The sequence below is a fragment of the Citrobacter cronae genome, from assembly GCF_016893685.1.
Classification (GTDB): Bacteria; Pseudomonadota; Gammaproteobacteria; order Enterobacterales; family Enterobacteriaceae; genus Citrobacter; species Citrobacter werkmanii.
In genome coordinates this window covers 1,752,471-1,766,434 of sequence record NZ_CP069763.1, presented here as the reverse complement: position 1 = coordinate 1,766,434, position 13,964 = coordinate 1,752,471, and the positions used below count along the sequence as shown (strand labels likewise).

The 13,964-nt window shown below is 53.6% G+C and carries 13 protein-coding genes; 1 reads left to right on the top strand and 12 read right to left on the bottom strand.

Annotation, left to right across the window (positions count from 1 at the left end; genetic code table 11):
• The 12 genes from nsrR to nnr all read right to left on the bottom strand — a co-directional run bounded on the left by nsrR (position 1) and on the right by nnr (position 12,587).
• On the bottom strand, positions 1 to 426 hold the full coding sequence (gene nsrR, locus JSN25_RS07590) for a nitric oxide-sensing transcriptional repressor NsrR (protein WP_038636528.1): 426 nt from the start codon (positions 424 to 426) through the stop codon (positions 1 to 3).
• A gap of 216 nt (positions 427 to 642) precedes the next feature.
• A complete protein-coding gene (gene purA / locus JSN25_RS07585; RefSeq protein ID WP_003025606.1) occupies positions 643 to 1,941 on the bottom strand; it encodes an adenylosuccinate synthase in 1,299 nt (432 codons plus the stop codon).
• Positions 1,942 to 2,043: 102 nt separating this feature from the next.
• Entirely contained in the window at positions 2,044 to 2,241 is a 198-nt protein-coding gene (locus JSN25_RS07580; protein ID WP_085048470.1) for a DUF2065 domain-containing protein, read from the bottom strand.
• Between the two features lie 82 nt (positions 2,242 to 2,323).
• On the bottom strand, positions 2,324 to 3,328 hold the full coding sequence (gene hflC / locus JSN25_RS07575; protein ID WP_003830491.1) for a protease modulator HflC: 1,005 nt from the start codon (positions 3,326 to 3,328) through the stop codon (positions 2,324 to 2,326).
• A 2-nt stretch (positions 3,329 to 3,330) separates the two neighbouring features.
• Entirely contained in the window at positions 3,331 to 4,584 is a 1,254-nt protein-coding gene (hflK, locus tag JSN25_RS07570; RefSeq protein WP_069324734.1) for an FtsH protease activity modulator HflK, read from the bottom strand.
• 120 nt (positions 4,585 to 4,704) lie between these two features.
• The gene (hflX, locus tag JSN25_RS07565) at positions 4,705 to 5,985 is read right to left on the bottom strand and encodes a ribosome rescue GTPase HflX (protein ID WP_003025589.1); all 1,281 of its coding nucleotides are present in this window, start codon (positions 5,983 to 5,985) and stop codon (positions 4,705 to 4,707) included.
• Between the two features lie 74 nt (positions 5,986 to 6,059).
• The gene (hfq, locus tag JSN25_RS07560) at positions 6,060 to 6,368 is read right to left on the bottom strand and encodes an RNA chaperone Hfq (protein ID WP_003025584.1); all 309 of its coding nucleotides are present in this window, start codon (positions 6,366 to 6,368) and stop codon (positions 6,060 to 6,062) included.
• A gap of 84 nt (positions 6,369 to 6,452) precedes the next feature.
• Entirely contained in the window at positions 6,453 to 7,403 is a 951-nt protein-coding gene (miaA, locus tag JSN25_RS07555; protein ID WP_038636521.1) for a tRNA (adenosine(37)-N6)-dimethylallyltransferase MiaA, read from the bottom strand.
• A complete protein-coding gene (gene mutL, locus JSN25_RS07550) occupies positions 7,396 to 9,249 on the bottom strand; it encodes a DNA mismatch repair endonuclease MutL (RefSeq protein ID WP_204525577.1) in 1,854 nt (617 codons plus the stop codon). Before mutL ends, miaA begins: the two co-directional genes overlap by 8 nt.
• A 9-nt stretch (positions 9,250 to 9,258) precedes the next feature.
• Positions 9,259 to 10,590, bottom strand: coding sequence for an N-acetylmuramoyl-L-alanine amidase AmiB (amiB, locus tag JSN25_RS07545; RefSeq protein WP_204525576.1), 1,332 nt, complete (start codon positions 10,588 to 10,590; stop codon positions 9,259 to 9,261).
• 16 nt (positions 10,591 to 10,606) lie between these two features.
• Complete coding sequence (tsaE, locus tag JSN25_RS07540; RefSeq protein ID WP_008786002.1) at positions 10,607 to 11,068, bottom strand: tRNA (adenosine(37)-N6)-threonylcarbamoyltransferase complex ATPase subunit type 1 TsaE; 462 nt, start codon at positions 11,066 to 11,068, stop codon at positions 10,607 to 10,609.
• Positions 11,040 to 12,587, bottom strand: a complete 1,548-nt coding sequence (nnr, locus tag JSN25_RS07535) for a bifunctional ADP-dependent NAD(P)H-hydrate dehydratase/NAD(P)H-hydrate epimerase (RefSeq protein ID WP_204525575.1) — start codon at positions 12,585 to 12,587, stop codon at positions 11,040 to 11,042. Before nnr ends, tsaE begins: the two co-directional genes overlap by 29 nt.
• On the opposite strand from nnr, the gene queG reads away from it, so the two are divergent.
• Positions 12,586 to 13,725, top strand: coding sequence for a tRNA epoxyqueuosine(34) reductase QueG (queG, locus tag JSN25_RS07530; protein ID WP_204525574.1), 1,140 nt, complete (start codon positions 12,586 to 12,588; stop codon positions 13,723 to 13,725). The genes nnr and queG overlap by 2 nt on opposite strands.
• The last annotated feature ends 239 nt before the right edge of the window (positions 13,726 to 13,964 follow it).

The following is a 13,964-nucleotide window of genomic DNA, read 5'->3' as shown; positions in this document are numbered from 1 at the left end:
TCACTCCACCAGCAATAATTTATAAAGCGGTTGATTTTCTTCAACCAAATCAGCAAGTGTGTAGTTGTCCAGTTCCGTGAGAAAACTTTGCACTGCTTTAGAAAGCGCCTGTTTGAGTCGGCAGGCAGGGGTTATGTGGCAAAACTCGCTGCTACAGTTGACCAGCGATAAGGGTTCCAGCTCGCGAACCACATCACCAATACAAATATCCTTAGCGGGTTTACCCAGGCGGATACCGCCATTTTTTCCTCGAATAGCAGTAACAAAGCCCGCCCGGCTAAGTTGATTGATTATTTTGACCATATGATTACGGGACACGCCGTAGACTTCTGTCACCTCAGAAATACTGGTCATACGTCCTTCGGGAAGTGACGCCATGTAGATTAGCGCACGTAATCCGTAATCGGTGAAACTTGTTAACTGCACATCAACCTCAGGAAAAGGGATAAAACGGATAAACCTGGTGGTATTAATTATATTGATGATAAACCAGCCACCAGCCAGGTCGCTAATTTATTTCAGTTCGGGAAGGAAAAAAGCGAGGAACTTACGTGATTTTAAGCCGGATTCTAATGCAAAACGCCTCATCCGGCCTAAGATAGTGCAAGCGCAGCGCCATTCGACGCTACGCCATAACCAGAATTATGCGTCGAACGGGTCGCGCAGGATCATGGTTTCAGTACGGTCTGGGCCAGTTGAGATAATATCAATCGGCACACCGGTCAGTTCTTCAATACGCTTGATGTAGTTCAGCGCCGCCTGCGGCAGACCACTACGTTCCTTCACGCCAAAGGTGGATTCAGACCAGCCTGGCATGGTTTCGTAAATCGGCTCGATACCTTTCCAGTCGTCAGCCGCCAGCGGGGTAGTCGTAACTTCACGGCCATCCGGCATACGGTAAGCGACACAGATTTTCACCTCTTTCAAACCGTCCAGTACGTCCAGTTTGGTCAGGCAGAAGCCAGACAGGGAGTTAATCTGTACTGCACGACGCACGGCAACGGAGTCCAGCCAACCGGTACGACGACGACGACCAGTGGTTGCGCCATACTCGTTACCTTGTTTGCACAGGAACTCGCCAACGTCATCAAACAGCTCTGTCGGGAACGGACCCGCGCCAACACGAGTAGAGTAAGCTTTGATGATACCCAGCACGTAATCCACATAACGTGGGCCCAGGCCGGAGCCAGTCGCCACGCCACCCGCGGTGGTATTGGAGGAGGTGACGTACGGATAAGTACCGTGGTCGATATCCAGCAGCGTACCCTGCGCGCCTTCGAACATGACGAAATCGCCACGCTTACGCGCCTGGTCCAGCAGATCGGAAACATCAACAACCATAGAAGTCAGGATGTCGGCAATCGCCATCACATCATCCAGCACTTTCTGGTAGTCAACCGCTTCGACTTTATAGAAATTCACCAACTGGAAGTTGTGATATTCCATCACTTCTTTCAGTTTTTCAGCGAAGGTTGCTTTATCAAACAGATCGCCAACGCGCAGACCGCGACGAGCCACTTTATCTTCATAAGCCGGGCCGATACCGCGACCGGTAGTACCGATTGCTTTCTCGCCACGCGCTTTCTCACGAGCGTTATCCAACGCAACGTGATAATCAAGGATCAGCGGACAAGCTTCAGACAGCAGCAGGCGCTCGCGAACCGGGATACCACGATCTTCCAGCCCTTTCATTTCTTTCATCAGCGCGGACGGAGACAGTACAACACCGTTACCGATGATGCTGATGACATTCTCGCGAAGAATACCTGATGGAATAAGATGGAGGACGGTTTTTTCACCGTTGATTACGAGAGTATGGCCTGCGTTGTGTCCACCCTGGTAGCGCACAACATATTTAGCCCGTTCAGTCAGAAGATCGACGATCTTCCCTTTACCTTCGTCACCCCATTGGGTGCCCAGTACGACGACGTTGTTACCCATTTTTCAAAATCACCGTTTGCTTAAAAATGGATTCTACCACCGCTTTTTCAGATATACAGCACTTTTTGCATGCTAAAATCCGCAAATTAGGCTACTTATTGATCAGCCAATCGTTTTCCTCAACATGTAGTAGACCACAACGCCCGCAACCACAAGACCTCCACCAAAACGACGCAAAGTATTTTCGGGGAGTTGCGCCATCGCGGAGATCATTTTCTTCCATGCGCCGGGATAAAGCATCGGACCCAGGCCTTCCAGCACCAAAACCAGCGCGAGTGCCAGCCAAATTGTTGAATTCATCCATCGTCCTTATATAAAAAGAAAACCACCGCATCCCTGGGGACGCCGGTGGTTTTGCTGGTTTAAAACCGCTGAAACTATTTTAGCGTGTCGCGGTATTCGGTGTCTTCATGTAGCGGAAGAAATCGCTGTCCGGGCTCATGACCATCACGTCCTGGTTACCTTCAAAGCTCTTCTCATAAGCACGCAGGCTACGGATGAAGGCGTAGAAGTCAGGATCCTGGCTGAACGCGTCGGCAAACAGTTTAGCGGCTTCTGCATCGCCTTCACCGCGCATAATGCGGCCCTGACGCTCAGATTCTGCCAGCGTTTTCGTTACTTCGTAATCCGCCGTTGCACGCAGTTTTTCCGCTTCTTCCTGACCTTGTGAACGATGGCGACGGGCTACCGCTTCACGCTCAGCGCGCATACGGTTATAGATAGCCTCAGACACTTCCGCAGGCAGGTTGATTTGCTTAATACGCACGTCAACCACTTCGATCCCCAACGCTGCCATACTGTTCGGGTTGATGACCGGTACTTTACCGTTCGTTTCAGCCTGAACACGCTCAGCCGCTTCGGCAATCGCACTATCCGCCGCCGGCGTCGCGACTTCATCTTCCGTACCAGCAGAACCGGAGTTCAGCGCGTCACGGACTTCCAGAGTCAGACGACCACGGGAATCGGTAACGATGTCTTTCACGTCGAGACGACCGATTTCAGAACGCAGACGGTCAGAGAACTTACGTTTCAGCAGGACTTCTGCCTGAGAAACATCGCCACCGCCCGTTGCCAGGTAGTAACGGCTAAAGTCACTGATGCGCCACTTGATGTAGGAGTCAACGATCAGGTCTTTCTTCTCTTTGGTGACAAAGCGATCGGCCTGGTTGTCCATGGTCTGAATACGTGCATCCAGCATCTTCACTGATTCAATAAACGGAATCTTGAAGTGCAGGCCCGGTGCAACAACCAGCGGCTTGTTTTCATCGTCACGCAGAACTTTACCAAAGCGCAGCGTAATACCGCGCTCGCCTTCTTTGACCACAAAGACAGACATGAACAGAACTACCAGAACGATGATGATAATCGCAATAACTGACTTACGCATCGTTATTCCCCCTGACGCTGGTAGTCGTTACGCTGCGCGTTCGCGCGGCGTTGGTCCATAATATCGCCCTGACTGGTGGACGAGGTGTTGCTTGCTCCAGTGCTGGAGGTCGTCGCTGGCGGCAGACGCAGCAGGTTTGAACTGCTGTCACTCTTTGCTGCTGGCGCACTACCGCCTTTCAGCATTTGATCCAGCGGCAGAACCATCAGATTGCTGCCTTTATCGTTAACCAGGACTTTGCGGGTATTGCTCAGTACTTTTTCCATGGTCTCGATATACAAACGCTCGCGAGTAATTTGCGGCGCGGCTTTATATTCCGGCAGAATTTTCGCGAAGCGCGCCACTTCACCCTGAGCTTCCAGGATGGTTTGCGTTTTATAAGCACGCGCTTCTTCCAGAATACGCTGCGCCTGACCGTTCGCACGCGGCTGAACTTCGTTGGTGTACGCTTCCGCTTCACGGATGTACTGCTGTTCGTTTTCGCGCGCGGCAATCGCATCGTCAAACGCGGCTTTTACCTCTTCCGGCGGACGTGCGGCCTGGAAGTTGACGTCCAGCAGGGTGATACCCATGTTGTACGGACGGATCGTTTCTTCCAGTTCACGCTGGGTATCGCTACGAATAACGGTACGCCCTTCGGTCAGGATACGGTCCATAGTGTACTTCCCGATAACGCCACGCAGTGCGCTGTCGGTTGCCTGACGCAGGCTGTCATCCGCGCTGGTTACGCTAAACAGGTAACGCTGCGGATCGGTCACACGGTACTGCACGTTCATTTCAACGCGCACAACGTTTTCGTCAGATGTCAGCATGACGCCAGATGCGGCAAGTTCACGCACGGCTTCAACGTTGACCGGGGTCACTTCGTCGATAAAAGTCGGTTTCCAGTTCAGACCCGGCTCAACCAAATGGCTGAATTTACCGAAGCGTGTCACCACGCCGCGTTCCGCTTCTTTAATGGTGTAGAAACCGCTGGCCGCCCAGATTATGACGATAGCGGCCGCAGCGATAGTAAAGACCCGACCGCCCAGTTGCGGACGCGGACCTTGCGATGAACTACCGCCGCCAGAACCAGTACCTTTACCGCCGCCCAGACCACCGAGCTTTTTGCTCAGTTTGCGGAAGATATCATCCAGATCGGGAGGTCCCTGATCGCGCCCACCTTTGTTTCCATTTCCCTCAGGGTTGCCGCCAGGTTTGCTGCTTCCCCACGGGTCGCGGTCTTGTCCGTTATTACCGGGCTGATTCCACGCCATTTTTGTGCTCCATATTTGTTATGCGATGCTATACCTGCGTCTTTTGTGCTGCCGATGCGTTGGCTACGCAAAATCCACAAGGTATAGAGGCGAAAAAATCTTCAGGCCATATCCGTCAGATCAGACAACATAGTCTTCCAGTGCCGGTTCTTGTTTACAGAGGCGACGCCAGTCTACGATCGGCATACGAACCTGCAGACCTACGCTGCCGTCCTCCTCCATCCACTCTTTTTCTATTGCCTGAAGTTGATAAAACCGGCTTCTCAGACGCCCTTCCTGCGGCGGCAAACGCAACGTATGCTGCGCCACCTCACCGGAAAGCCGCTCAGTCAAAGCCTGAAAAAGCTGTGGTATACCTATTCCCGTTTGCGCTGAAACCCAAACGCGAATGGGTTTATTCTCTTCATCTCTGTCGATACGCGGTTCAAAGTCATCCAGCATATCGATTTTATTCATCACCAGCAGGGTCGGGATCTCATGCGCATCGATCTCCTCAAGCACCGTATCGACGGCCTCGATGTTTTCTTGCACACGAAAATCTGCTGCATCAATAACGTGCAGCAGCAATGTCGCCTGACGTGTTTCCTGCAAGGTGGCTTTAAATGCCGCCACCAGGTCGTGCGGTAAGTGACGGATAAACCCTACGGTATCCGCCAGCACGGTTTCACCGACATCCGCGACGTCGATCCGCCGCAGGGTCGGGTCCAGGGTCGCAAACAGTTGATCCGCTGCGTAGACCCGGGCTTCAGTTATCTGGTTGAACAGGGTGGATTTTCCGGCGTTGGTATATCCCACCAGTGATACGGTCGGGACATCCGCTTTCTTACGCGACTGTCGCCCCTGCTCACGTTGCTTTTCAACTTTTTCCAGGCGCGACTGTATCTGCAAAATGCGATTACGCAGCAAACGACGGTCGGTTTCGAGCTGGGTTTCACCCGGACCGCGCAAACCAATCCCGCCCTTTTGCCTTTCAAGGTGGGTCCAGCCACGGACCAAACGCGTAGCCATATGGCGCAGTTGCGCCAGCTCAACCTGCAACTTACCCTCATGGGTTCGCGCACGCTGGGCAAAAATATCCAGAATAAGACCAGTCCTGTCGATAACCAGACACTGGCACAATTGTTCCAGGTTACGTTCCTGGGCAGGGCTTAGAGCATGATCAAAAATCACCACCGCAGCGCCAGTCGCTTTTACGGCTTCGGCAATTTCGATTGCCTTGCCTTCACCAACAAAATACTTCGGGTGCGGTGCTTTACGGCTCCCGGTAATCACCTGCATTGCTTCGACACCGGCGGAAGAGACCAGAGATTCAAACTCCTGGAGGTCTTCCATATCTTTGTCTTGCGAAAAATAGATGTGTACCAGTACCGCCTGCTCACCGGCATCATAACGGTCAAACAAGCGTCAACCCCTTAATATGTATCAACGGGGAACGCAGGTTCGCTGGCTCCCCGTATGTAAAACAGCAATCAACCTTATTCGGTTTCTTCGCTGTCCTGTTGCGCAGATGAACCTTGCGCGTTGCTACCGTGATGGTAGTTGCTGCCAGTGCCGCCGGTGGCATTATTGCTGTGATGGGAAACCGGGCGAGACGGGACAACAGTAGAAATCGCGTGCTTATAAACCATCTGGCTGACCGTGTTTTTCAACAGGATCACGAACTGATCAAAAGACTCGATTTGACCTTGCAGCTTAATACCATTCACCAAATAAATAGAAACTGGAACACGTTCCCGACGCAGTGCGTTCAGGAACGGATCTTGTAAAGATTGCCCCTTAGCCATTCTCTCTTTTCCTTATATGCTTATTTGTACTTTGAACCTTTCGATTCTGAAAAATTGCGCACGATACGTTTCAATTGTACACATTCAGTTCGCGATAGCACCAACAACCTGTAATACTTCGTTTCGCGCCTGGTCAGGCTTTTCACTGTCAAGCCAGTGCACCCCTTCCCAACCACGCAACCAGGTCACCTGCCGCTTCGCCAACTGCCTCGTGGCGCAAACACCTCTATAAACCATTTCATCGTATGAAATTTCGCCTTCAATGTATGACCACATCTGGCGATACCCGACACAACGAATGGAAGGCAAATCCGTATGCAAATCTCCACGGGCAAAAAGCGCCCGGACTTCTGCTTCAAAACCTGAAGCTAACATCTGATGAAAACGCTGCTCAATTCGCTGATGGAGCAGTTCACGGCTCGCCGGGGCGATTGCAAACTGATGCACCTCATACGGCAAAGCATCTCCTGACGTTTGCGTCAGCTCCGTTAAAGTTTTACCCGAAATGAAAAAAACTTCCAGTGCCCGGGAAAGTCTTTGCGGATCATTTGGATGAATACGCGCGGCAGCTACGGGATCGATCTCCTGAAGCTGTCGGTGTAACGCATCCCACCCATGCTCTGCCGCCTGCTGCTCAATTCTGGCCCTGACGTCCGGGTCCGCCGACGGTAACGGCGACAGCCCTTCAAGCAAGGCTTTGAAATATAACATTGTGCCGCCCACCAGCAGCGGAATACGCCCCGCGGCGGTGATATCGGCCATCTCGGCTAACGCATCGCGGCGAAAATCCGCAGCAGAGTACGCTTGCGACGGATCGCGAATATCCAGTAATCGGTGCGGCGCGGCCTGTAATTCATCTGCATCAGGCTTGGCTGTACCGATATCCATCCCTTTGTAAATAAGGGCGGAATCAACGCTTATCAACTCTACAGGCAAAACTTTACGCAATTCAATTGCGAGCGCCGTTTTACCGGAGGCCGTTGGCCCCATTAAAAAAATCGCCTTTGGCAGGCTCGCCTTACGGGTATCACTCATGTTTCAGGGCATTCATTACCGAATGTAAATCAACAGGTTGTAACAGACCACCCGGCGGCGCCTTCACGAGTTGTGGGCAAAGCCGCTCAACATCCGCTAACAGCGTAATCGCCTGGGCCATGCTCCACTGCGGATGCTCGCTAATCAGGTTACGTGCAATCCACTGTGCAATATTGCCCGGCTCGAATACGGACTGCTGCGCCAGGTAGCCTATCAGTTCAGGAATCAAGATTTGTAAATTTTGTTGGCGTAAGGGTAAAGGCACTGCCCGGATGGTCACATGCTGCGCATCCAGTTGAAATTCAATGCCCAGATCGGCCAGTTGGTTCTGCCCTTTCTGCAGCGCCGCTTTTTCATCGGCGGTCACTTTTAGACGTAAAGGAATCAGTAATGGTTGGGCGCAAACTGCCCCCTGTCCCGGCGTTAATTGCGCCTGACGCAGCCAACGTTCCGCCACAGGTAATGCCAGTAACCGAATATGACCATCGCATTCGAGTAACGCACAGTCCGCACCGACAATCGTTAGCACCCGACCAAACCCCTGACTGTTGCCGGTCAGAGGAGCCGATGGCGCTTCAGATACCGGCGCTTTACGCGTTGGAACTGGCGTCTGCAGCAGTTGCTGATAAATCTCACCCTGCTGCTTTTGATATCCAGGCTGGGCATGAGGCCAGCTGGCGCCCGCCTGACGACCACCACCGCCAGCGGGGGCAGAGTAGCGAGGTGCAGCAGCTTCACGCGCCGGAGCGGGCTCGGCAAAATGGTTACGTCCGGCTGCAACGCGGTTTTCCGGGATGTGCCGTGGGGCAGGTTCGTCGTCATCCGCCAACGGCAGCGGCGTTTCAAGCTGCTGTTGCAGAACGCTCAATACGCCCTGGTAGATAAAATCATGCACCAGACGCGACTGATGGAAACGGACTTCATGCTTGGCGGGATGCACATTAACATCCACCTGATGCGGATCGATTTCCAGATATAAAACAAATGCCGGCTGCTGATCGGCGCCCAGCTTATCTTCACAGGCCTGGCGGATAGCGTGGTTGATCAGGCGATCACGCATCATCCTGCCATTCACGTAACAGTACTGGATTTCCGCCAGCGCCGTTGTTGTGTGGTGAGGATCGGCTACCCAGCCCCGTAGCGTCAAATCGCCATGCTGCCATTCAATCGCCAGCGCATGTTCCAGAAACGGCATACCGCAAATCGCGCCCAGACGGCGCTCTTTTTGTCCATCCGCAGCCACTGCACGGTACTGACGCACCACTTTGCCGTTGTGCGACAAATTAATCGTCACATCAAAACGCGCCAGCGCAATGCGGCGGATAATCTCATCGATATGATTAAATTCGGTTTTCTCGGTGCGCATAAACTTGCGCCGCGCCGGGGTGTTGTAGAACAGATCCAACACCTCCAGCGTGGTACCCACCGGATGCGCGGCGGGTTTAACCGTGACATCCATGTCGCGTCCTTCAGCATAGGCTTGCCAGGCTTCAGGCTGCTCTTGCGTGCGCGACGTCAGGGTTAAACGAGAGACCGAGCTAATACTGGCTAACGCTTCGCCGCGAAACCCAAGGCTCACGATGGCTTCAAGATCGTCAAGCGAGGCAATTTTACTGGTGGCATGACGCGCCAGCGCCAGCGCCAGCTCGTCTTTTTTAATCCCGCAGCCGTTGTCACGAATACGAATAAGCTTCGCGCCACCGCGTTCGATATCAATATCAATACGCGTCGCGCCGGCATCGATACTGTTTTCCACCAGTTCTTTAACCACTGACGCAGGCCGTTCTACCACCTCGCCCGCGGCAATCTGGTTCGCCAACTGTGGCGGTAGAACCTGAATCGGCATGGCTAATCCTTAATTTGTTAACGTGTTGCCAGGCGACACGGCGCTGGCGGTTTGCGCCGGTGCGCCCTGCGGCCCGGTTTGCATCGGGTGCGCCTGGAAATAGTTACGTAATCCTTTGTAAATCGCCTCGGCCAGTTGCTGCTGGTAATCATCGCTCGCCAACAGACGCTCTTCGCTGTTGTTACTGATAAAGCCAGTTTCAACCAGCACTGACGGGATATCCGGCGAACGCAATACGCCCAGGCTGGCGTGTTCCGGCCGACGTTTATGCATTGAGCCAATACGTTCTAACTGACCGATCATGCTGGTCGCCACATCATACCCGACGCGTTGCGAATGACCGAACTGCAGATCCAGCACGGCCTGGCTGAGGTAAGGATCGGCCTGGCTGTTGGCCAGCACATCGCCCGCACCACCTAACAATTCTGATTGCTTCTCATGCTGTTCCAGCCAGCCAGCCATTTCACTGTTCGCCCGGCGGTTTGACAGTACCCAGACGGAAGCGCCAGTGGCATCCCGGTTTGGCGCGGCGTCAGCATGAATCGAAACCAGGAAGTTGGCGTTTTGTTTACGCGCAACGTCGGAACGACCCATGACCGAGATGAAGTAATCGCCATCGCGGGTGAGGACGCCTTTAAACATCGGGTCATCATTCAGCAAACTGCGTAGTTTACGCGCCACGGCAATCGTGACATTTTTCTCACGCGTACCGCCGGGACCAATTGCGCCGGGATCCTGTCCGCCATGCCCGGCATCAATGGCAATAACCACTTTGTCGCCGCTATTGGTGCTGGCGCGCGCCGCAGGTCGCGTGGACGTATTACTGCTGGTAACCGCCGTAGTGCGATCATTTTCCGCTTTAAACGGATTACGTGCAGGCTCGGCAGAGCTCGGGGCGACAACCGGCGCTTCGACACGTTTCGCAACCACCGGAGGCGGTGGAGGCGGCGGTGGCGCATCGGCCTTGATGGTAAACACGACGGTATAATTACCGCCGTTCTGGCGTTTTACGGCATCGGCTTTGCCGTTCTCGGTTAAATCCACCAGCAGACGCAGAGACTGCGCGTCTTTTGGCGTACCGGAACGGATAGATTTGACCAGATTATTACCGCTAAACAGCAACGGTAATCCCTGAATCACACCGGTTTGTTTAATATCCAGCGCGACGGTTCGTTTCCCATCCTGCGAAACGGCGTATTCAGGATCGCCGATAAAACTCAGCGTAATCCGCGCCTGTTGATCGCCGTTGGAAACCTGAAGATCGGAGAGGCTGGCGGCCCCTGCCTGCGCGCACAGCAGGACCAGGGTTGCCATCAGCCAGTTTCTGATGCGATAAATCATCCCGCCACCCTTAAGGTTAATCGGCTAAACGCGCCAGCAATAAATCACCTGATGAGGAGACTGCGCTTACGCGCGCCTCTCGACCTTGTGCCTGGTATTCGATGTGTATTTCGACGTCCGGGTCTGGCAGAACACCTTTACCTTGTTGCGGCCATTCCACCAGGCAGATGGCATCATTGGCAAAATAATCGCGGATCCCCATAAATTCCAGCTCCTCCGGATCCGCAAGTCGATACAGATCGAAGTGATAAACCATCAAATTATCGAGCGAATAGGGTTCAACCAGCGTGTAAGTCGGGCTTTTGACATTACCTTTGTGACCTAACGCCTGCAGGAATCCACGGCTAAAAGTGGTTTTGCCCGCTCCCAGGTCGCCGTACAAATAAATTACCGTCGCGCCGTCACAGGCTTTGGCTACCCGCAGTCCCAGGTCTAAAGTCGCCTGTTCATCAGGTAGTGGAATTACTCGATTCATCATGATAAACGTCAATCACATCAGGGTTAACAATACGCTGTAGCGTAGTAAAGAGATCGGTCGCCAGCATGCCGCGCGTACCAAAACGCGCCGCCAGCACATCCGCCGCCGCACCGTGCGCAACACATCCCGCACATGCTGCATCATACGGGGTAAGCTTCTGTCCGAGCAATGCGCCAATAATACCGGAAAGCACATCACCCATTCCGCCGCTGGCCATGCCTGCATTGCCGGTATCAATAATACCCAACTCAGCCGGTTCAGCAGCAACAACCGTACCCGCGCCTTTCAGCACTACCACGCCTCCGTACCGTTTTACCAGACGTTGTGCACAAAGTAAGCGATCGTCTTCAATTTCTGCAATGGAACAGCCCAGTAGTCGCGCGGCTTCTCCCGGATGCGGCGTGATCACGCGATTGTGACGTTTATCGGGGTTGATTGCCAGCAGGTTCAGCGCATCGGCATCCCAGAGCATCGGTTTGCGAAAATTCTCGACCTTTTGCAGCGCTTTTTTGCCCCACTCCTGCTGACCAAGCCCAGGGCCAATGACGACAACATCCGCCCACGCCAGGCTTTCATCCAGAGTCTGCGGCGTTAGCGTATCAACCATCAGTTCCGGCCTGGCGGTCAGAATCGGAGCGATGTTTTCACTGCGGGTCAGCACTTTGACCAGCCCGGCTCCTGCACGCAGCGCCGCTTCACCGGCCATACGTATTGCGCCTGCCGTCCCGTGGTCCCCGCCGATAATCACCAGCCGACCGTGGGAACCTTTGTGCGAGGTAGGTCGGCGTGGCGTCAGCCAGTGCGCAAGCTGTAGAGCATCAAAACGTTGAATTGGCGCATTCTGCCCAGCCAGCCAGTCGTCCAGCCCAAGCGTGTTAACATGCAGGCGTCCGGTGACATCGCGCGCTTTACCGGTTAACAGGCCTGGTTTGAGCGCAATAAAGGTGACGGTATGCGCCGCATTGATGACCGCACCCGGTGTCGCCCCTGTTTGCGCCAGCAGGCCGGAAGGAATATCTATCGCCACGATGGGGGCTGGGTAAGTATTGGCACGTTCAATCAATACCGAGAGAGCCTCACGCGGCGCGTGTTTTAAGCCAGTCCCTGACAGCGCGTCGATGATGACGTCCACGCTACCAGGCCAGGTGATATCCGCAGCATGAATGACGCCACCGGCGTTAAGCCAGGCATCGCGCGCCTGCTGTGCTTCCTCCGGGAGCGGTTTGTCACTCTCTTGCGCCAGCAGCGTGACCTCAAGCCCCTGCGCTTTGGCAAGCCTTGCCACTACGTAGCCATCGCCGCCGTTGTTGCCATGACCGCACAGCACCAGCCAGTGTTGAGCGTGCGGATAGGCTTCGCGGGCGACCTGAAACGCGGCCTCTCCCGCCCGTTGCATCAGTTCGTACAACGTCAGCCCTAAGCTGTCTGCCGCCTCTCGCTCCATCCGCCTGATGTCATCGGCGTACCAGATGGAGTGTGGTATACTTGCGGGGTTTTTCTTCATTGTATGGTCCGTCATGTCAGAGCCCCTCGATCTCAATCAGTTAGCGCAAAATATTAAGCAGTGGGGGCTGGAGCTTGGCTTTCAGCAGGTCGGTATTGCCGATACCGACCTCAGCGAAGCGGAGCCCAAACTGCAGGCCTGGCTGGATCAACACTATCACGGCGAGATGGACTGGATGGCCCGTCACGGCATGATGCGCGCCCGACCTCACGAATTATTGCCCGGTACGCTACGTGTCATCAGCGTACGTATGAACTATCTCCCTGCCAAGGCGGCCTTTGCCAGCACGTTGAAAAACCCCTCTCTGGGTTACGTCAGTCGCTACGCGCTTGGGCGCGACTACCATAAGCTGCTGCGTAACCGCTTAAAAAAGCTGGGCGAGATGATTCAACAACACTGCGTTTCGCTGAATTTTAGACCTTTTGTCGATTCCGCGCCCATTCTTGAGCGTCCGCTGGCGGAAAAAGCCGGGCTTGGCTGGACAGGTAAGCACTCACTTATCCTTAATCGCGAAGCCGGTTCATTTTTCTTCCTTGGTGAATTACTGATCGACTTGCCCTTGCCGGTCGATAAGCCAGTAGAAGTAGGATGCGGGAAATGTGTCGCCTGTATGACCATCTGTCCCACCGGGGCCATCGTTGAACCCTACACCGTAGATGCGCGCCGTTGTATCTCTTATCTCACTATCGAACTGGAAGGCGCTATCCCTGAAGCGTTTCGTCCTTTGTTGGGGAATCGCATTTACGGCTGCGATGATTGTCAGCTCATTTGTCCCTGGAACCGCTATTCGCAGTTGACGGTCGAGGATGACTTTAGCCCACGCAAGCAGCTTCATGCTCCGGAGTTAATAGAGCTGTTTAGCTGGAGCGAAGCGTGGTTTTTAAAAGTCACTGAGGGGTCTGCCATTCGTCGTATCGGTCATCTGCGCTGGCTGCGAAATATCGCTGTTGCGTTGGGCAATGCCCCCTGGGATGAAGCCGTGATTAACGCCCTGGAAAACCGTAGAGGTGAGCACCCACTTCTCGACGAACACATAGAGTGGGCGGTTGCTCAGCAAATTGAGAAGCGAAACGCCTGCGTAGTTGAGGTGCAGTTGCCGAAGAAACAACGTTTAGTCAGGGTCATCGAAAAGGGTCTACCGCGCGATGCTTAAGTCATCCACAGCTTGTGTATAAAAATAAAAACACATTGATATTCAAGAGGGAAAAAATCGTCAAGTGATCGCATTAACAATTTGAAATGATAATTAATCCAATAATTTCAATGTGTTAAAATGATACTATTAACCAGGCGAAGTTTTTTGCATTCCAGGAATAATACCCGGGCCTGTGGATAAGTCTGTTTACAAGAGTATGTCAACGACGAAACAAAACGTCCCCAACGCGATTCTTC